Raw genomic sequence first — 18,206 nt, 5'->3', positions numbered from 1 at the left:
TCTAGCGACACCACCCCGCCGCCCTCCGCCGCGCGCCGGGGAGGCGACCCGGGACGGCCCCCGCACCGCCCCGCGCCGGGTCCGCTACCCGGCTCCCTGCCCCTCCTCGGGCGTCCGGGCGCGGCGCCCGCGCGGCAGGACCTGGAGGGCTTCGCCCACGTTGGCGACCTCGGTCACCTTCATGCCGGCCGGGACCTTGCCCGGGTCGGTCGGGACCAGGGCGTGGGTGAAGCCCAGCCGGTGCGCCTCGGCGAGCCGGCGCTGCACGCCGGTGACCCGGCGGACCTCGCCCGCGAGCCCGACCTCGCCGATCGCGACCAGGTTCTTCGGCAGCGGAGAGTCGCTGGCGGCCGAGGCCAGCGCGAGGGCGATGGCCAGGTCGGCGGCGGGCTCGGACAGCTTCACGCCGCCCACGGTCGCGCTGTAGATGTCCCGCTTGCCGAGGGCGCTGATCCGGCCCCGCTGCTCCAGGACCGCCAGCATCATCGAGACGCGGGAGGTCTCCAGGCCCGAGGTGGTGCGGCGGGGCGAGGGGATCTGGGAGTCCACGGTCAGCGCCTGCACCTCGGCGACCAGCGGCCTGCGGCCCTCCAGGGTGACGGTCAGGCAGGTGCCGGGGACGGCGACGTCACGGCGGGTCAGGAAGAGGCCCGAGGGGTCGGCGAGGCCGGTGATGCCCTCGTCGTGCAGTTCGAAGCAGCCGACCTCGTCGGTCGTCCCGTACCGGTTCTTCACACCGCGGACCAGGCGGAGCCGGGCGTGCCGGTCGCCCTCGAAGTGCAGCACCACGTCGACCAGGTGCTCCAGGAGGCGGGGTCCCGCGATGGCGCCGTCCTTGGTGACGTGGCCGACGAGCAGGGTGGACATGCCCCGCTCCTTGGACGCCCGGATCAGGGCTCCGGCGACCTCGCGGACCTGCGCCATGCCGCCGGGGGCGCCGTCGATCTCGGGGGAGGCGACGGTCTGCACCGAGTCGAGGATCAGCAGCGAGGGCTTGACCTCGTCCAGGTGGCCCAGGACGGCGGAGAGGTCGGTCTCGGCCGCCAGGTACAGATGGTCGCTGAGGGCGTGGATCCGGTCCGCGCGGAGCCGGACCTGGCTCGCCGACTCCTCGCCCGTCACGTACAGCGTGCGGTGCTGGTCGCTGGCGGCCTTGGCGGCGACGTCGAGCAGCAGCGTGGACTTGCCGACGCCCGGCTCCCCGGCGAGCAGCACGACCGCTCCGGGCACGAGCCCGCCGCCGAGCACCCGGTCCAGCTCGTCGACGCCGGTGGTGCGGGCGGTGGCCTGCCGGGCGTCGACCTGGCCGATGGGCAGCGCGGAGGTGGACACCCGCCCGGCGGCGGTGGTCCGCACGGCGGGCGCGCCGTACTCCTCGACCGTGCCCCATGCCTGGCATTCGGGGCAGCGGCCGAGCCACTTGGCCGTCTGCCAGCCGCACTCGGTGCAGCGGTAGGACGGCCGGTCCTTGGCGGTTTTCGTACGGGCAGCCATGCGCCCCACCGTATCGGCCACCACTGACAGGCCCCCCATGCCGGCGCCGTCCGGCTGCGGTCCGGCCCCGCGCGCCGCCGAGCGAGCCGAAGGGCGCGCCGGGGGAACGGTCCCGAGCGCGCGGAGGCCCGTGAGGAACGAGCGGGTCGAGCACGGTCGGGACCGTTCCCCCGGCTGAAAGCGCCCGGAGGCGAGCGAGGCCTAAAAAAAGGGGAGGCGGCCGGGTTCCTGTACCCCTTCGAGCGAAAGCTTCACCCGTACGGGTTAAAAGTGTGCAAGCGGTACGAAGAGTCCCCAGCCCCCTGCCTACGGTCGGCCCGTGACGAGCAGCAGGCTGGATTCCCCCGACCGAACCACCGACGGCGCACGCACCCTCGGCCAGCGCCCGCCCGCGCGCTACGAGGAATACCTCGACGGGCTGTTCACCTACTGCCTCTCGGTGCTGTGCGACCACGACACGGCCACTGCCGTCCTCGGCGACGTCCTCGCCATCGCCGAGCGCCACCACGGCCGCTGCCCCTCCGACGAGGGCGGGCGCCGGGCCTGGCTGTACGCCCTGGCCCGCTGGGCCTGTCTGCGCAGCCTCGGCGAGCAGCGGCGCCGGCGGCAGGGCGCCCACACCGGACGGCCCGCGGTCGCCGCGCCCGCGCCGCCCCGGGTCTCCCCGGAGGTCGCCGAGCGCCGCCGGCTCGAACTGGCCGCGCTCGCCTGGCCCGAGGCCGCCGGCACCACCCCGGAGCAGCGCGAGGCCCTGGAGCTGGCGGTCCGGCACGGGCTCGGACACCGGGAGCTGGCCGCCGTCCTCACGCTCGACCCGTCCGCCGCCCGCGACCTGCTCTCCTCGGCCGCCTGCGAGGTGGAGCGCACCCGGGCCGCCCTCGCCGTCGTCGAGACGGGCGACTGCCCGACGGTCGCCGGGCTGACCGGCGACCATCAGGTGCTGCTCTCGGCGGCGCTGCGCGCTGAGCTGGTGCGGCACGTCGACGACTGTCCGCGCTGCCGCCGGGCGGCCGAGCGGGCGGGCGCGGGCGGGGCGTGGCCCGGTGCGGTGGCGGGTCCGGCGGGCCGGCTGCCGCTGGTGGAGGCGCCGCGGGCCGCCGCCTACGTGGCGATGCTGCACGTGCCGCGCGCCCGGGCCGGCGCCCCGCGCTTCGGGCCGACGGGCTTCCCCATGGACCCCAAGGACCACGTGGCCCGCCGCGACCGGATGCGCGCCCGCGCCGTCACCACCACCGTGGTCGCCGCGGTCGTCGCCGCCCCGGTGCTCGCCCTGTGGGCGTCGTACCGGGGCACGCCCGAGATGGGGGAGGGGCAGGACGGGGCCAGGATCAGCGCCCGCGAGGCGGACGAGCCGGAGGGTGCGCAGGGCGCGGGCACCGGCGGCCGCCCGTACGAGCGGTACGAGAACGCGGGCAACGCCCGCACCACCCCCGACCCCCGCTTCACCCGCGGCAGCCGCTCCCCGGACGTCTCCGTCGAGGTGATCAGCCCCGGCGCGCCCGCCACCCCGACGCTGCCCGGGCGGCCGGCGCCCGCGCGGATCACGGTGGCCGCGCGCGGCAGCGGGGCGACGACCCTGCTCACCCTCACCAACGAGGGCGGCTCGCCCGCCGTCTGGTCGCTGTGGTCGGACGCCCCCTGGCTGTACGTGAGCCAGGGCTCCGGCACCCTGCGCCCGGGCGAGTCGGTCACGGTCCGGATCTCCGTGGACCGCTCCCGCGAACCGTCCGGCGCCTGGAGCGCCCGGGTCGGCGTCGACCCCTCGGGCGCGGTGCTGCGCATCGACGGCTACGGGGCGACCCGGCCGCCCGCCACGACCGGACCCGGCACCCCGGCCACGCCCGAGCCGACCACGCCGACGTCGGAGCCGACGACCACGCCCCCGACGACGGAGCCGACGACGGAGCCGAGCACCCAGCCCCCGACCACGGAGCCGACGACGGAGCCCACGCCCGAACCCACCGCCTCGGACGGCGGGACCCCGAGCCAGGACCCGGGCCCCGGCCCGTCCTGAGCGCCTTCCGGCCGCGGGCTAGCCGACCGGGTCGGCGGGGTGCGGTGCCACCAGCGGCAGCTGGGAGGCCAGCCGCGCCTCGCACAGGCCGACGAGGACCTCGTACGCCGCCTTGCCCATCATCTCGACGAGCTCGGGCCGGTACGAGACGTAGACCGGCTCGCCGCCGACGTGCGCGGAGCTGGCCGTCGTGCAGTACCAGTGCAGGTCGTGGCCGCCGGGGCCCCAGCCGCGCCGGTCGTACTCGCCGATCGACACCTGGAGGACCTTGGTGTCGTCGGGGCGCTCGATCCAGTCGTAGGTCCGCCGTACGGGCAGCTGCCAGCACACGTCCGGCTTGGTCTCCAGCGGCTCCCGGCCCTCCTTCACGGCCAGGATGTGCAGCGAGCAGCCGGCGCCGCCGGCGAAGCCGGGACGGTTCTGGAAGATGCAGGAGCCCTGCCAGCGGCGGGTCTGCCGGTCGCCGTCCTCGTCGAGCTGCACCCAGCCCGTCTCCGATCCGACGCCGTGGAACTGCCACAGCTCGGGCGTCAGCCGGTCCACGTACCCGGCGACCCGCTTCTCGTCGTCCTCGTCGGAGAAGTGCGCGCCGAGCGTGCAGCAGCCGTCGTCCGCCCGGCCTTCCTGGATGCCCTGGCAGCCGTTGCCGAAGATGCAGGTCCAGCGGGAGGTGAGCCAGGTCAGGTCGCAGCGGTAGACCTGCTCCTCGTCGTCCGGGTCGGCGAACTCCACCCAGGCGCGCGGGAAGTCGAGGCCCTTCTCGTCGGGCTCGTCGGCCTTGCCGCCCTTCTTGCCGGACTTCCCGGCCTTCACTGCTTTCACGGCCTTGGCCGCGTGCGCGGTCCTGGCCGACTTCACGGCGTCGTCGCCCCGGCTGGCGTGGTCCCCGGTGCTGTCTTTGCCCGGCTTCGCCTTTTTCGTCTTTGGCACAACGACAAGCGTATGCGGGTGCGCGCAGTAGCGTTCCGTCCATGAGACTCGGAGTCCTCGACGTCGGTTCGAACACAGTGCACCTGCTGGTGGTGGACGCCCACCCCGGCGCCCGCCCGCTGCCCGCCCACTCCCACAAGGCGGAGCTGCGCCTGGCCGAGCTCCTCGACGAGCGCGGCGCGATCGCGGACGCGGGGGTCGAGCGGCTCGTCGCCACCGTCCGCGACGCGCTCGTGGCCGCGGAGGACAAGGGCTGCGAGGAGGTGCTGCCGTTCGCGACCTCGGCGGTGCGCGAGGCCAGCAACGCCGACGAGGTCCTCGCCCGCGTCGAGGCGGAGACCGGGATCGCGCTGCAGGTCCTCACCGGCGAGGAGGAGGCCCGGCTCACCTTCCTGGCGGCCCGCCGCTGGTTCGGCTGGTCCGCGGGCAAGCTGTTCCTCCTGGACATCGGCGGCGGCTCGCTGGAGGTCGCCTTCGGCATCGACGAGGAGCCCGACACGGCGGTGTCCCTGCCGCTCGGCGCGGGCCGCCTCACCTCGGGCTGGCTGCCGGGCGACCCGGCGGACGCGGCCGACGTGAAGGCGCTGCGCCGCCACGTGCGGGCGCAGATCGCCCGGACGGTCGGCGAGTTCAGCCGCTTCGGCCGCCCCGACCACGTGGTCGCCACCTCGAAGACCTTCAAGCAGCTGGCCCGGATCGCCGGCGCCCCCGGCTCGGGCTTCGGCCTGTACGTGCAGCGGACGCTGTCCCGCAAGGCCCTGGAGGAGTGGGTGCCGCGGCTGGCCGCCATGACCGTCGGCGAGCGCTCCGCCCTGCCCGGCGTCTCCGAGGGCCGCGCCGCCCAGCTCCTGGCGGGCGCCCTGGTCGCCGAGGGCGCGATGGACCTGTTCGGCGTCGAGGAGCTGGAGATCTGCCCCTGGGCGCTGCGCGAGGGCGTCATCCTGCGCCGCCTGGACCACCTGCCGGACGAGCTGTAGGACCGCGGGCGGGCGGGAGGGTCCCGCTCCCGGGGGGTGACCGGAACCACCCCCCGGCGCCGCGGCCCGCCCCGTACCCTGTCCCCGTGGCAGAACCAGCGGTGCGCGTCCCGGATGCGAAGGTCGCCCTGTCGACGGCCTCGGTGTATCCGGAGTCGACGGCGACGGCCTTCGAGGTCGCCGCGCGCCTCGGTTACGACGGGGTCGAGGTCATGGTGTGGACCGATCCGGTCAGCCAGGACATCGAGGCGCTGCGGCGCCTGTCGGACTATCACCAGGTCCCGATCCTCGCCGTCCACGCGCCCTGTCTGCTGATCACCCAGCGGGTCTGGTCCACCGACCCGTGGGTGAAGCTGCAGCGCGCCCGCGCCGCCGCGGAGAAGCTGGGCGCCTCGACGGTCGTCGTCCACCCGCCGTTCCGCTGGCAGCGCCAGTACGCGCGCGACTTCGTGACCGGCATCTGGCGCATGGCCGACGAGACGGACGTCCGCTTCGCCGTCGAGAACATGTACCCGTGGCGGTACAAGGACCGCGAGATGCTCGCGTACGCCCCCGAGTGGGACGTCACCAAGGACGACTACCGGCACTTCACCGTCGACCTCTCGCACACGGCGACCGCCCGCGCGGACGCCCTCGCCATGGTCGACCGCATGGGCGACCGGCTGGGCCACGTCCACCTCGCCGACGGGCGCGGATCGGCCAAGGACGAGCACCTGGTGCCGGGCCGCGGCACCCAGCCGTGCGCGGAGCTCCTGGAGGGCCTGGCGCGCGGCGGCTACGACGGGCACGTCGTCATCGAGGTCAACACCCGCCGCGCGATGTCCTCCGCCGAACGCGAGGCCGACCTCGCCGAGGCGCTGGCCTTCACCCGGCTCCACCTAGCCGCCGCCCGGAACGGCAAGGCCCCCGGCCCGTGACCGAGCCGTCCCCCCGGCGGCGCGGCCGGCCGTCCCGTACCGCCGCCGACTCCGCGCCGGGCGCGCGCGAGCGGATCCTGGAGGCGGCCCGGAGCCAGTTCGCCGAGCGGGGCTACGACAAGACGTCCGTGCGCGGGATCGCGAAGGACGCGGGGGTCGACCCGGCGCTCGTGCACCACTACTTCGGTACGAAGGACGAGGTCTTCGCGGCGGCGATCGAGGTCTCCTTCGAACCGGCGACGGCGATCCCGCTGATCGTCGGCGGCCCGCGCGAGGCGATCGGCGAGCGGCTCGCCCGCTTCTTCCTCTCGGTGTGGGAGAACCCGGCGACCCGCGCCCCGCTGCTCGCCGTGGTGCGCTCCGCGCTGACCCACGAGGCGGCGGCGAAGGTGCTGCGGGGCTTCGTGCTGCGGCGGCTCCTGGAACGGATCGCCGCCGACCTGGACGTGCCGGACCCGAAGCTGCGGGCGGAGCTGGCCGCCTCGCACATGATCGGGATCGCGATCCTGCGGTACGTGATCCAGGTCGAGCCGCTGGCCTCGGCGGACCCGGAGGAGATCGTGGCCCAGGTGGCCCCGACGCTCCAGCGCTACCTGACCCAGGCGTGACCCGGGCAGGTCCCGGGTGCCGGGCCGGGGCACCCACAACGCGGGAAGCGGCGCGGCACCGGCCCGAAGACCGAACACCCGTCTCGAATGACGGACCCCGTGTCCAGATCTTGGAGGCGGGGCGTACGCTCGACTGCAAGCACACCCGTCACCGGAGGAGCGAGCGACGATGCCCGAGCTGAGGTCCCGCACAGTCACCCACGGCCGCAACATGGCGGGCGCCCGCGCCCTTATGCGGGCCTCCGGTGTACCGGGCGCCGACATCGGCCGGAAGCCGATCATCGCCGTCGCCAACTCGTTCACCGAGTTCGTCCCCGGCCACACCCACCTCCAGCCGGTCGGCCGGATCGTCTCCGAGGCCATCACCGCCGCCGGCGGCATCGCCCGCGAGTTCAACACGATCGCCGTCGACGACGGCATCGCCATGGGTCACGGCGGCATGCTCTACAGCCTGCCCTCCCGCGACCTCATCGCCGACAGCGTGGAGTACATGGTCGAGGCGCACTGCGCCGACGCCCTGATCTGCATCTCCAACTGCGACAAGATCACCCCGGGCATGCTGATGGCCGCCCTGCGCCTCAACATCCCGACCGTCTTCGTCTCCGGCGGCCCCATGGAGTCCGGCCGGGCGACCCTCGTCGACGGCACGGTCCGCACCCTCGACCTGGTCGACGCGATCTCCGAGGCCGTCAACGACAAGGTCTCCGACGAGGACATCCTCCGCATCGAGGAGAACGCCTGCCCGACCTGCGGGTCCTGTTCCGGCATGTTCACCGCCAACTCGATGAACTGCCTGACCGAGGCCATCGGCCTCTCCCTCCCCGGCAACGGCTCCGTCCTCGCCACCCACACCGCCCGCCGCGCCCTCTACGAGAACGCGGCCCGCACGGTCGTCGACATCACCCGTCGCTACTACGACGAGGACGACGCGTCCGTCCTGCCGCGCAACATCGCCACCCGCGCGGCCTTCGAGAACGCCATGGCCCTCGACATCGCCATGGGCGGCTCCACCAACACGATCCTGCACCTGCTCGCCGCCGCCCAGGAGGCCGAGCTGGAGTACGGCCTGAGCGACATGAACGAGGTGTCGCGCCGGGTGCCCTGCCTGGCCAAGGTCGCCCCGAACGTCGCCCCGGGCGGCACGTACTACATGGAGGACGTGCACCGGGCCGGCGGCATCCCCGCGATCCTCGGCGAGCTGTACCGCGCCGGGCTGCTCGACGAGGACGTCCACTCGGTCCACTCCCGCTCCATCAAGGAGTGGCTGGACACCTGGGACGTGCGCGGCGGCTCCGCCTCCGAGGAGGCCGTCGAGCTGTTCCACGCGGCCCCCGGCTGCGTGCGCTCCGCCGAGGCGTTCTCGCAGTCCGAGCGCTGGGACACCCTCGACGTGGACGCCGCCGGCGGCTGCATCCGCGACGCGGCCCACGCGTACTCGAAGGACGGCGGCCTCGCGGTGCTGCGCGGCAACATCGCCGTCGACGGCTGTGTCGTGAAGACGGCCGGCGTCGACGAGTCGATCTGGACCTTCGAGGGCCCGGCGGTCGTCTGCGAGTCGCAGGAGGAGGCCGTCGAGAAGATCCTCAACAAGCGGGTGAAGGACGGCGACGTCGTCGTCATCCGCTACGAGGGCCCCAAGGGCGGCCCCGGCATGCAGGAGATGCTCTACCCGACCTCCTTCCTCAAGGGCCGCGGCCTGGGCAAGACCTGCGCCCTGGTGACGGACGGGCGCTTCTCCGGCGGCACCTCGGGCCTGTCCATCGGCCACGCCTCCCCGGAGGCGGCCTCGGGCGGCACGATCGCCCTCGTCGAGGACGGCGACCGGATCCGCATCGACATCCCGAACCGCACGATCGACCTGCTCGTCGACGAGGCCACCCTCGCCGCCCGTCGCGAGGCGATGAACGGCGTGTACGCGCCGAAGAACCGCGAGCGCAAGGTCACGGCGGCGCTGCGCGCGTACGCGGCGATGGCGACGAGCGCGGACAAGGGCGCGGTCCGGGACGTGTCGAAGCTCGGCTGAACGGCCGGCTCGGTCTGAACGGCCACGTGCGGAAGGGCGGGACCCGAGGGGGTCCCGCCCTTCCGGCGTCTCCGGCCGCTGCCCGGCTGGTGCCCGGCCGCTGCCCCGGCCCGCTGCCCGGCCGTACGTCACCAGGCCCGCGGGTCCTTCGCGTCGACCGCGAAGACCGACCCGTCGGGCGCCGTCCCGAAGACCCGGCCGTCGGCGGGGACCGGGGCCGGGACCGACGGCGCGTAGGTGAGCCGTCCGTTCCGCAGCCGGGGCGCGGTCGTGCCGAGCAGCGCGCCGCGCACGGTGTCGACGGCGAGCAGCCGCCCGTCGGAGGAGGACAGGTACAGCCGGTTCCCGTCGGCGTCGACGACGGGCGGGGAGACGTTGGAGGTGCCCGTCTCCAGCTCCCACAGCACCCGTCCGCGCGCGGCGGAGGTGTCGACGGCGGTGAGCCGCCCGGCGGGGGTCAGCAGGTAGGCGACGTCGCCGTGCAGGACGAGGAAGGGCTCGTTGAAGACGTACTCCAGGGGCACCCGCCGTACGGCCTGCCGCGCCGGTTCGTAGCGGACCAGGGCGTCGGCGCGCCCGGCCCGGTCGGTGGAGAGCAGGACGACGGTGCCGCCGGGGGCGGTGCCGACCGGGGTGAGCACGCCGGTCAGCCGCTTCTGCCAGACGACCTCGCCGGTGCGCGGCCGGAGAGCGGTGACGCGGGTGTGGCCGCCGTCGGTGAGCGTCTCGGAGACGGTGAGCAGATCGGTGGCGGCGTCGTACGGACCCGGTACGGGGAAGGTGTGGCCGGGCAGCGCGCGGTGCCACAGCTCCCGGCCGCCGGCGCCGTCGAGGCCGCGCAGGGTGGGGCTGCCGTCGGAGAGCACCAGGGCGTCGCCGGCGGCGGTGAAGCGTTCGGGGCGGGCGGCGGCCTTGCGGTGCCAGCCCGGGGTGCCGTCGGCGGGCGCGTAGGTGCGCAGTTCGCCGGTGGCGGTGGCGGCGGCGAGCGGGCCGCCGGTGAGCGGCGCCGGGGCCTGCGGGCCGATCATGTCGGCCGGGCCGGGACGCGACCAGGCGACCTTGCCGGTGGCCGGGTCGAGCCGGGCGGCGGCGACCCCGCGGCCCGCGCAGTACAGGGCGCCCGCGCTGTGGGTGCAGGACGGCGCCGAGGGGTCGGTGCCCTTCCACAGGACGGTCTGCCAGCCGCTGAAGGTCTGGGCGGCCTCGGCCGGGTGGCGGGGCGTGGCCGGCCCGCCCTGCGAGAGCGCGGCGACGGTGCCGCCCGCGGCGAGCAGCAGGGCGACCCCGAGGGCGACCGGCAGCCGCTTGCGCCGGCGGCGCGGGGGAGCGGGGACCCGTACGGGGGTCGCGGCGTCCCAGGAGGGGGCCGGGCCGGGCGGCAGGGGCGGTGCGGCGGCGCGGCGCTGGGCCGGTATGAAGGCGGTGGCGTCGTACGAGGGGGGCTTGAGCGCCGCCATGATCTCGGCGGGGGTGGGCCGCTCGGCCGGCTCCTTGGCGAGGCAGCGCGCCACCAGCGGGGCGAGCTCCTCGGGGACGCCGGTCAGGTCGGGCTCGTCGTGGACGACCTGGTACGCCACGATGTACGGGCTGTCCGAGTCGAACGGGCCGTGGCCGGTCGCCGCGTGCACGAGCACCGAGCCGAGGGCGAAGACGTCCGCGGCGTGCCCGACCTCCCGGGGGCGCTGGAACTGCTCGGGCGCCATGAAGGGCGGCGAGCCGATCAGCTTCCCGGTCTCGGTGTGCAGATCGCTGTCGACGGGCCGCGAGATGCCGAAGTCGATGACCTTGGGCCCGGTGTCGGTGAGCAGGACGTTGCTCGGCTTCAGGTCCCGGTGCACCACCCCGGCGCGGTGGATGTCGCGGAGCGCCTCGGCGAGCCCGGCGGTCAGGCGCCGCAGTTCGGCGGGGGACAGCGGGCCGCTCCGCTTCACCTGGTCGGCGAGGGTGGGCCCGGGGACGTAGAGGGTCGCCATCCAGGGGCGTACGGCATCGGGGTCGGCGTCCACGACGGGCGCGGTGAACGCGCCACTGACCCGCCGCGCGGCGGCGACCTCCTGGCGGAAACGCGCCCTGAACTCGGGGTCCTCCGCGTACTGTGCGTGCACCACCTTGACCGCGAGCCGCAGCCCGGAGGCGGAGGTGGCGAGGTGGACCACGCCCATGCCGCCGGCGCCGAGACAGGCCTGGAGCCGGTACTCGCCCGCGTACTCGGGCCCTTCCGCTTCCCGGTCCGCACCGGTACTGCGCAACGGCGGCATCGCCGACCCCCGTGGGTTGCCCGTCCGAATCGCGCGCGTGCGCGACGCACGGAGCCTAGTCGATGGTGCGGCCGAAGTCGGTGGGGCTTGCTAGCCTGCGCGTCGCGGAGAGTGAATCTCGGCGGAGCGCTTTCGCGTCAACGGGGGAGTTTGCGATGAGCACCGAATCGGCCACGACGGCCACCACCCGCTACTCGGTCGCCCCGGGCACCCGGCTCAACGTCCGTTCGGGCCCGGGCACCCAGTATCCGGTCGTCCGCTCGCTCGCGGCGGGCAGCACGGTGGCGATCTACTGCCAGATGCCGGGCACCTGGGTCACCGGCCCGTACGGCACCACCAACATCTGGGACAACATCGCGCCGGGCGAGTATGCCTCCGACGCGTACGTCCACACCGGCAGCGACGGCTACGTGGCCCGCCGCTGCGGCTAGTCCCGGGCTTCCGGGGCCGGGCCCCGGGGCTTTCCCGGGGCCTTCAGGGGCCTAAGGCCTCACCGGTTTTCGTCGCCCACCGGGGATAATCGATCCCGTGAGCGACGAGAACCGCACCCCCGCAGGACCGCAGCCCGAAGAGATCCGCTTCTTCGGAACGAGCTGGGTCGACCACACCGACCAGTACGCGCTGCGCCGCGTCGGCGTGGCCGCCGGCTCGCTGCTGGCCGCCGTGGCGGGCTGCTTCGTGCTGCGCTTCGCGTACCAGGGCCTGGAGATCGCGCAGGTCGGCGGCTTCGTCAACACGCTGGTGGTCGTGATGTTCGCGGTCTGCAGCGCCATCGCCTTCCGCAAGACCTGGGAGGGCTTCGGCAGCCGCCCCGCCGACCCGGCCCGCGAGCAGTCGCTGCGCACCCTGAAGCTCATCGGCTTCATCGGCTCCCTCCTCGCGTACTTCGCCCGCTCCTTCACGGAGGCCCCCGGCGAGAAGCTGCGCCGCACGGAGTACGAGACGGCCCTCGCCCGCTTCGAGAAGCGCCGCGCGCGGAGCGCGGGCAACCCCTCCGCGCGCAAGAAGAAGAAGGGCTAGCCGCCCGGGGACTAGCCACGGGGCCCGACCCGGCCCATTATTCATCACATGATGAATAAGACGGGTGGTGCCGGCGACCCCACCGGCACCGGTGCCGTCGTCGCCTCCGGCCTCACCGTCGTACGCGGCGACCGCACCGTCCTGCGCGGACTCGACTTCACCGTCCCGGCCGGCCGCATCACCGGCCTCCTCGGCCCCTCCGGCTGCGGCAAGACCACCCTGATGCGCGCCGTCGTCGGCACCCAGGCCAAGGTCACCGGCACCCTCGACGTCCTCGGCCATCCGGCCGGCGACCCCGCCCTGCGCCCCCGCATCGGCTACGTCACCCAGGCCCCCTCCGTCTACGACGACCTCACCGTCCGGCAGAACCTCGACTACTTCGCCGCCGTCCTCACCCCCGGCCGCGCCCACCGCGCCGACCGCCGCACCGCCGTCGACCGGGCCCTCGCCGACGTCGCCCTCACCGGCCACGCCGACGCCCTCGCCGGCCGCCTCTCCGGCGGCCAGCGCAGCCGCGTCTCGCTCGCCGTCGCCCTCCTCGGCACGCCCGACCTGCTCGTCCTCGACGAACCCACCGTCGGCCTCGACCCCGTCCTGCGCCGCGACCTGTGGGAGCTCTTCCACCACATCGCCGCCGACCGGGGCACCACGATCCTGGTCTCCTCCCACGTCATGGACGAGGCCGAACGCTGCCACCGGCTCCTCCTGCTCCGCGAGGGCGCACTGCTCGCCGAGGACACCCCCGAGGCCCTGCGCCACCGCAACGACACCGCGACCGTGGAGGAGGCGTTCCTCCACCTCGTCGACGCGGCCGCCGCCCGCGCCACCGCCGCCGAGCACCCCGCCCCCGCAGCCGCGGGAACCGTCACCGCCTCCGCCTCCGCCTCCGCCGAGGAGCCCCGCCCATGAGCAGCGCCCGCACCCTCGCCACCGCCGCCCGCGTCCTGCGCCAGCTGCGGCACGACCCGCGCTCGATCGCGCTGATGCTCCTCGTGCCCTGCGTGATGCTCTTCCTGCTCCGCTACGTCTTCGACGCCTCCCCTACCTGCGGTGGGGAGACCCCATGCCCTTCGACGTTCGACGGCATCGGCGCCTCGCTGCTCGGCATCTTCCCGCTCATCACCATGTTCCTGGTGACCTCCATCGCCACGCTGCGCGAACGCACCTCCGGCACCCTCGAACGCCTCCTCGCCATGCCCCTCGGCAAGGGCGACCTCATCGCCGGCTACGCGCTCGCCTTCGGCCTCGTCGCCGTCGCCCAGTCCGTCCTCGCCACCGGCCTCGCCGTCTGGTTCCTCGGCCTCGACGTCGTCGGCTCCCCCTGGCTGCTGCTCCTGGTCGCCCTCCTCGACGCCCTCCTCGGCACCGCCCTCGGCCTCTTCGTCTCGGCCTTCGCCGCCTCCGAGTTCCAGGCCGTCCAGTTCATGCCGGCGGTGATCTTCCCCCAGCTGCTGCTCTGCGGCCTGTTCACCCCGCGCGACCGCATGGCCCCCGCCCTCGAAGCCATCTCGGACGTGCTGCCCATGTCGTACGCCGTCGACGGCATGAACCAGGTCCTGCGCCACACCGACGTCACCGGCACCTTCGTCCGCGACGCCCTGGTCGTCGCGGGCTGCGCCGTCCTCGTCCTCGGACTCGGCGCCGCCACCCTCCGCCGCCGCACCGCGTGACCGCCCGACGCGACCGTCCGACGCGACCGCCCGACGCGACCGCCCCATCCGACCGCCCCATCCGACCGCCCCCGCGTGACCGCCCCTCGGACAGCCGCCGCACCACCCGCCGCCCCGGTGCGAGGATGTCCCGCAGACGCACGCACAGGCCCCTCCGGCGAGGTGAAAGACCCATGACCCAGACCGTCGCAGTCCTCGGCACCGGCAAGATCGGCGAGGCACTCCTCAGCGGGATGATCCGCGCCGGCTGGCGCCCCGCGAACCTCCTCGTCACCGCCCGCCGCACCGAACGCGCCGAGGAGCTCCACGCCCGCTACGGCGTCGAGGCCGTCACCAACGCCGACGCCGCCAAGCGCGCCGACATCCTCATCCTCGCCGTGAAGCCCCAGGACATGGGCCGCCTCCTCGACGAACTCGCCCCCCACGTCGCCAACGACCGCCTGGTCATCAGCGCCGCGGCCGGCATCCCCACCGCCTTCATCGAGGAGCGCCTCGCCACGGGCACCCCGGTCGTCCGGGTCATGCCCAACACGCCCGTCCTCGTCGACGAGGGCATGTCGGTGATCTCCGCCGGCAGCCACGCCACCCACACGCACCTCGTCCACACCGAGGAGATCTTCGGCGGCGTCGGCAAGACCCTGCGCGTCCCCGAGTCCCAGCAGGACGCCGCCACCGCGCTCTCCGGCTCCGGCCCGGCGTACTTCTACTACCTCGTCGAGGCCATGACCGACGCCGGCATCCTCCTCGGCCTGCCCCGCGCCCAGGCCCACGACCTCATCGTCCAGGCCGCCATCGGCGCCGCCGTGATGCTCCGCGACAGCGGCGAGCACCCGGTCAAACTGCGCGAGGCCGTCACCTCCCCGGCCGGCACCACCATCAGCGCCATCCGCGAACTGGAGAACCACGGCGTACGCGCCGCCCTCATCGCCGCCCTGGAAGCCGCCCGCGACCGCAGCCGCGAGCTCGCCTCCGGCAACGGCTGACCGGCTCCCGGAAGCCGCTCCGGGCACCGCCCTAGGAGCGGCCCGCGCGCGCCGCGCCCTTCAGCACGTCCTGAGTGGTCACGACCCGGGCGAACTGCCCGCCGTGCAGCGACACCGCCGTCGCCCGGGTCAGCTCCTCCGCCGTCGCCGTCCACCCGAACGGCCCGGCCAGGTCGAAGGTGTGCATCGCGTCCAGCGCGAACACCACGTCGTACCCCAGGTTGCCGCCCATCCGCGCGGTCGTCTCGTTGCACATGTTCGTCTGGATCCCGACGACCACGATCTGCGCGACGTCTTCCCCGGTCAGCCAGACGTCGAGGGACGGCTGCCCGTAGAACGCCGAGTTCACCTGCTTCGTCACCAGCAGCTCGGGCCCCCGCCCCTTCCCCCGCCGCTCCTCGACGAAGTCCTTGAACGCGTTGCCCTCGCTCCCCGCCTCCAGCGGCGAACCCTCCCGCACCGAGTCGTGCCGCACGAACACCACCGGCCGCCCCGACTCCTGCCACCGGTCGATCAGGGCCGCGATGTTCCCCTCCGCGTCCGGGTTGTCCCGCCGCCCCCAGAACCCCGCGTCGTCGAACCCCTTCTGTACGTCGATGACGACCAGCGCCGCGTTCGCTTCGATCTCCAAGCTCTCCATGTTCTCCATGCCCACGATCCTGGCCCGCCCCCGCTCCCCGCCCCAGAGGGAGAAAAGCCAGCGACCGATGGTTAACTGCCAGCCATGGTTCCCCAGCGCATCGCCCTCCTCTCCTTCCCCGGCATCCGCGCCTTCGACGTCTCCGTCATCACCGAGGTCTGGGGCACCGACCGCACCACCCGAGGCGTCCCGCCGTTCGCCCTCCACCGCGCCGCCGCCGACCCGGCCACCCCCGTCCCCCTGCGCGGCGGCCTCACCCTCACCCCCGACCGCCCGCTCCGCTGGCTGACCGAGCTCACCCCCACGGACCTCGTCGTCGTCCCGGGCATCGAGGACCCGCACGCCGAGCTCCCCGCCGCCGTCCTGGAAGCCCTGCGCCAGGCCCACACCGCCGGCATCCCCGTCGCCGCGCTCTGCGCCGGCGCCTTCGTCCTCGCCCGCGCCGGCCTCCTCGACGGCCGCCGGGCCGTCACCCACTGGCAGCTCGCCCCGGAGCTGGCCGCCCGCCACCCCCGGGTCCGCGTCGAACCCGAGGCCCTCTACGTGGAGGACACCGGCATCTGGACCTCCGCGGGCACCGCCGCCGGCATCGACCTCTGCCTCCACCTCGTCCGCACCGCCCACGGGGCCGAGACCGCCGCCACCATCGCCCGCTCCATGGTCACCGCCCCCTTCCGCACCGGAACCCAGGCCCAGTTCATCGAGCACCCCACCCCGCGCGCCGACCGCGACGCCGACGCCCTCGCCGCCGTCCGCGCCCACGCGCTCGCCCACCTCGACCAGCCGCACACCGTCGCGAGCCTCGCCGCCCGCGCCGGCATGTCCCCCCGCTCCTTCGCCCGCCACTTCCAGGCCACCACCGGCACCACCCCGCTGCACTGGCTCATCGGCCGCCGGGTGGCCGCCGCGCAGAAGCTCCTCGAACGCACCGACCACCCCCTCCCCGAGGTGGCCCGCCGCGCGGGCTTCGGCAGCGAGGTCACCATGCGCCAGCACTTCGCCTCGCACCTCGGCACCAGCCCGCGCGACTACCGCACCGCCTTCCGTCACACGGCCGGCAGCAGCCCGACCGCCCGATAGGCCGCGTCGACCAACGGCCGCGCCATCCCGCGCGCCCGCTCCGCGCCCGCGCGCAGCACCCCGTCGACGTACCCGGGATCGGCCGCGAGCTCCGCGTGCCGCTCCCGCACCGGCCGCAGCAGTTCGACGACCGCCTCCGCCGTGTCCTTCTTCAGAGCGCCGTACGAGTCGTACGCGCCGGCCAGCCCGTCCGGACTCGCCCCCGTCGCCGCGGCCAGCAGATCCAGCAGGTTCGCCACCCCCGGGCTCGCCTCCCGGTCGTACACGACCTCGCGCCCGCTGTCCGTGACCGCCCGCACGACCTTCCGCCGCACCGTCTCCGCCTCGTCGAGCAGATAGACGATCCCGGCCCCGTTCTCGTGCGACTTCCCCATCTTCGACGTGGGGTCCTGCAGATCCATGACCCGCGCGGCCACCTCCGGGTGCGTCGCCTTCGGCACGGTGAACACCCGCCCGTACCGCTGGTTGAACCGCACCGCGAGATCCCGGGTCAGCTCCACGTGCTGCGTCTGGTCCGCACCGACCGGCACCTCGTCCGTCGCGTACGCCAGGATGTCCGCCGCCATCAGCGCCGGATACGTCAGCAGCGACAGCCGCACGCTCTGCCCGGCCGCCCGCGCCCGGACGCTCTTCTCCTTGTACTGGATCATCCGCCGCAGCTCGCCGTCGGTGGCCGTGCACTCCATCAGATAGGAGAGCCGGGCGTGCTCGTCCACATGACTCTGTACGAAGAGGGTGCACCGCTCGGGATCGAGCCCCGAGGCGAGCAGCAGCGTCGCCGCCTGCCTGCTCAGCCGCCGCACCCGCGCCGGATCGTGCTCCACGGTCAGCGCGTGCAGGTCCACCACGCTGAACAGCGCGTCGGCCTGGTGCTGGTCGACCTCGACCCACCGCCGCACGGCCCCGAGGTAGTTGCCCAGCGTCAGGTGCCCGGTCGGCTTGATCCCACTGAAGATCCGCGTCATCGCGTCCGTCTCCCTCTCTCCGAAGCGCCGCCGGCCCGTCGGCCGGCCTCCCGGAGGGGGAAACGCGAAACGGCCGCCGAGGCGGCGGCCGTTTGTGCATGCGTCAGTCAGGGCCGCCGGGTCAGGCGGCCCACCACTGGGTGGTGTGCGCATGCGTGGTCATACGGAGAGGCTACGCCCGAGGACCGGGGTTGACACGGGATTACCGGATCCGTAGTGTTCTCCGAGTTGTCCGACGTGAGCACCGACCCCGGTCGGCCCCGGACAGCCATTCCGCAAGACCCACTTGAGCACCAGACGGTGTCGATTCGTCGATGCCGTCATTGCTTTCCGTGCGTTTTTGCGAAATGAGGAATCCGCGTTCGAAGGATTGGGCGCGAGCCGCCCGATTCGCTTCGGGGGCAAGGAATCCGCTAAAGTCTCACTCGTCGGAACGGCCCAACAGCCGGGAAGACAAACCCCGCTGACTGGGAGTCAGGCCCGAAAGGATCTGATAGAGTCGGAACCGCCGGAAGGGCCCGGAGCGAAAGCGAAAGGGACCGGAAAGCACCGAGGAAATCGGATCGGAAAGATCTGATAGAGTCGGAAACGCAAGAACGAAGGAAGCGCCCGGAGGAAAGCCCGAGA

The 18,206-nt window shown here is 74.1% G+C and carries 16 protein-coding genes; 11 read left to right on the top strand and 5 right to left on the bottom strand.

Annotated elements, in window-relative coordinates; all coding sequences use genetic code 11:
- Window positions 1-84 precede the first annotated feature (84 nt).
- Window positions 85-1,494 (bottom strand): DNA repair protein RadA, encoded by a 1,410-nt coding sequence (gene radA / locus AB0Q96_RS07165; RefSeq protein ID WP_365322538.1) that lies wholly within the window; start codon window positions 1,492-1,494, stop codon window positions 85-87.
- Window positions 1,495-1,813: 319 nt separating this feature from the next.
- Between radA and AB0Q96_RS07160 the strand changes: the two genes are divergently transcribed.
- Window positions 1,814-3,508, top strand: coding sequence for a hypothetical protein (locus AB0Q96_RS07160; RefSeq protein ID WP_365322536.1), 1,695 nt, complete (start codon window positions 1,814-1,816; stop codon window positions 3,506-3,508).
- Window positions 3,509-3,526: 18 nt separating this feature from the next.
- On the opposite strand, the gene AB0Q96_RS07155 is transcribed toward AB0Q96_RS07160, so the two are convergent.
- Window positions 3,527-4,330 (bottom strand): hypothetical protein, encoded by an 804-nt coding sequence (locus AB0Q96_RS07155; protein ID WP_365323277.1) that lies wholly within the window; start codon window positions 4,328-4,330, stop codon window positions 3,527-3,529.
- Window positions 4,331-4,479: 149 nt separating this feature from the next.
- Here AB0Q96_RS07155 and AB0Q96_RS07150 point away from each other — a divergent pair, with 149 nt between their 5' ends.
- The 4 genes from AB0Q96_RS07150 to ilvD all read left to right on the top strand — a co-directional run bounded on the left by AB0Q96_RS07150 (window position 4,480) and on the right by ilvD (window position 8,963).
- Window positions 4,480-5,415, top strand: a complete 936-nt coding sequence (locus AB0Q96_RS07150; protein ID WP_365322534.1) for a Ppx/GppA phosphatase family protein — start codon at window positions 4,480-4,482, stop codon at window positions 5,413-5,415.
- Window positions 5,416-5,501: 86 nt separating this feature from the next.
- Window positions 5,502-6,332, top strand: coding sequence for a sugar phosphate isomerase/epimerase (locus AB0Q96_RS07145; RefSeq protein WP_365322532.1), 831 nt, complete (start codon window positions 5,502-5,504; stop codon window positions 6,330-6,332).
- Window positions 6,329-6,940: a TetR family transcriptional regulator gene (locus AB0Q96_RS07140; RefSeq protein ID WP_365322530.1), complete on the top strand. Its 612-nt coding sequence runs from the start codon at window positions 6,329-6,331 to the stop codon at window positions 6,938-6,940. The genes AB0Q96_RS07145 and AB0Q96_RS07140 overlap by 4 nt, the downstream gene beginning before the upstream one ends.
- A gap of 169 nt (window positions 6,941-7,109) precedes the next feature.
- Complete coding sequence (ilvD, locus tag AB0Q96_RS07135; RefSeq protein WP_365322528.1) at window positions 7,110-8,963, top strand: dihydroxy-acid dehydratase; 1,854 nt, start codon at window positions 7,110-7,112, stop codon at window positions 8,961-8,963.
- Window positions 8,964-9,091: 128 nt separating this feature from the next.
- On the opposite strand, the gene AB0Q96_RS07130 is transcribed toward ilvD, so the two are convergent.
- Window positions 9,092-11,221, bottom strand: a complete 2,130-nt coding sequence (locus AB0Q96_RS07130; protein ID WP_365322526.1) for a PQQ-binding-like beta-propeller repeat protein — start codon at window positions 11,219-11,221, stop codon at window positions 9,092-9,094.
- 155 nt (window positions 11,222-11,376) lie between these two features.
- On the opposite strand from AB0Q96_RS07130, the gene AB0Q96_RS07125 reads away from it, so the two are divergent.
- The 5 genes from AB0Q96_RS07125 (at window position 11,377) to proC (ending at window position 14,894) form a co-directional block, all read left to right on the top strand.
- On the top strand, window positions 11,377-11,652 hold the full coding sequence (locus AB0Q96_RS07125; protein WP_365322524.1) for an SH3 domain-containing protein: 276 nt from the start codon (window positions 11,377-11,379) through the stop codon (window positions 11,650-11,652).
- Between the two features lie 97 nt (window positions 11,653-11,749).
- Complete coding sequence (locus AB0Q96_RS07120; RefSeq protein ID WP_365322522.1) at window positions 11,750-12,241, top strand: hypothetical protein; 492 nt, start codon at window positions 11,750-11,752, stop codon at window positions 12,239-12,241.
- 51 nt (window positions 12,242-12,292) lie between these two features.
- Window positions 12,293-13,150, top strand: a complete 858-nt coding sequence (locus tag AB0Q96_RS07115) for an ABC transporter ATP-binding protein (RefSeq protein WP_365323275.1) — start codon at window positions 12,293-12,295, stop codon at window positions 13,148-13,150.
- Window positions 13,147-13,911, top strand: coding sequence for an ABC transporter permease (locus AB0Q96_RS07110; protein ID WP_365322520.1), 765 nt, complete (start codon window positions 13,147-13,149; stop codon window positions 13,909-13,911). Before AB0Q96_RS07115 ends, AB0Q96_RS07110 begins: the two co-directional genes overlap by 4 nt.
- Window positions 13,912-14,084: 173 nt before the next feature.
- Window positions 14,085-14,894, top strand: a complete 810-nt coding sequence (gene proC / locus AB0Q96_RS07105) for a pyrroline-5-carboxylate reductase (RefSeq protein ID WP_365322518.1) — start codon at window positions 14,085-14,087, stop codon at window positions 14,892-14,894.
- 31 nt (window positions 14,895-14,925) lie between these two features.
- Here the strand turns inward: proC and AB0Q96_RS07100 are convergent, their stop codons facing one another.
- Entirely contained in the window at window positions 14,926-15,534 is a 609-nt protein-coding gene (locus AB0Q96_RS07100; RefSeq protein WP_365323273.1) for a cysteine hydrolase family protein, read from the bottom strand.
- Window positions 15,535-15,618: 84 nt separating this feature from the next.
- Here AB0Q96_RS07100 and AB0Q96_RS07095 point away from each other — a divergent pair, with 84 nt between their 5' ends.
- A complete protein-coding gene (locus AB0Q96_RS07095; protein ID WP_365322516.1) occupies window positions 15,619-16,614 on the top strand; it encodes a helix-turn-helix domain-containing protein in 996 nt (331 codons plus the stop codon).
- Here AB0Q96_RS07095 and trpS read toward each other — a convergent pair.
- Window positions 16,581-17,579, bottom strand: a complete 999-nt coding sequence (gene trpS / locus AB0Q96_RS07090; RefSeq protein ID WP_365322514.1) for a tryptophan--tRNA ligase — start codon at window positions 17,577-17,579, stop codon at window positions 16,581-16,583. The two genes, AB0Q96_RS07095 and trpS, sit on opposite strands and share 34 nt — an antisense overlap.
- Window positions 17,580-18,206: the final 627 nt, after the last annotated feature.

This window comes from Streptomyces sp. NPDC093111 (assembly GCF_040683955.1).
GTDB lineage: Bacteria > Actinomycetota > Actinomycetes > Streptomycetales > Streptomycetaceae > Streptomyces.
Note: the sequence above shows the minus strand (reverse complement) of the source record. Positions and strands in the feature narration are given on the sequence as shown.

Excerpts from the sequence above, each read along its gene's own strand:
- AB0Q96_RS07100 (WP_365323273.1), bottom strand. The coding sequence starts at position 15,534 with ATGGAGAGCTTGGAGATCGAAGCGAACGCGGCGCTGGTCGTCATCGAC.
- AB0Q96_RS07150 (WP_365322534.1), top strand. The coding sequence starts at position 4,480 with ATGAGACTCGGAGTCCTCGACGTCGGTTCGAACACAGTGCACCTGCTG.
- AB0Q96_RS07095 (WP_365322516.1), top strand. The coding sequence starts at position 15,619 with ATGGTTCCCCAGCGCATCGCCCTCCTCTCCTTCCCCGGCATCCGCGCC.
- AB0Q96_RS07110 (WP_365322520.1), top strand. The coding sequence starts at position 13,147 with ATGAGCAGCGCCCGCACCCTCGCCACCGCCGCCCGCGTCCTGCGCCAG.
- radA (WP_365322538.1), bottom strand. The coding sequence starts at position 1,494 with ATGGCTGCCCGTACGAAAACCGCCAAGGACCGGCCGTCCTACCGCTGC.
- AB0Q96_RS07125 (WP_365322524.1), top strand. The coding sequence starts at position 11,377 with ATGAGCACCGAATCGGCCACGACGGCCACCACCCGCTACTCGGTCGCC.
- AB0Q96_RS07115 (WP_365323275.1), top strand. The coding sequence starts at position 12,293 with ATGAATAAGACGGGTGGTGCCGGCGACCCCACCGGCACCGGTGCCGTC.
- trpS (WP_365322514.1), bottom strand. The coding sequence starts at position 17,579 with ATGACGCGGATCTTCAGTGGGATCAAGCCGACCGGGCACCTGACGCTG.
- proC (WP_365322518.1), top strand. The coding sequence starts at position 14,085 with ATGACCCAGACCGTCGCAGTCCTCGGCACCGGCAAGATCGGCGAGGCA.
- AB0Q96_RS07130 (WP_365322526.1), bottom strand. The coding sequence starts at position 11,221 with ATGCCGCCGTTGCGCAGTACCGGTGCGGACCGGGAAGCGGAAGGGCCC.
- ilvD (WP_365322528.1), top strand. The coding sequence starts at position 7,110 with ATGCCCGAGCTGAGGTCCCGCACAGTCACCCACGGCCGCAACATGGCG.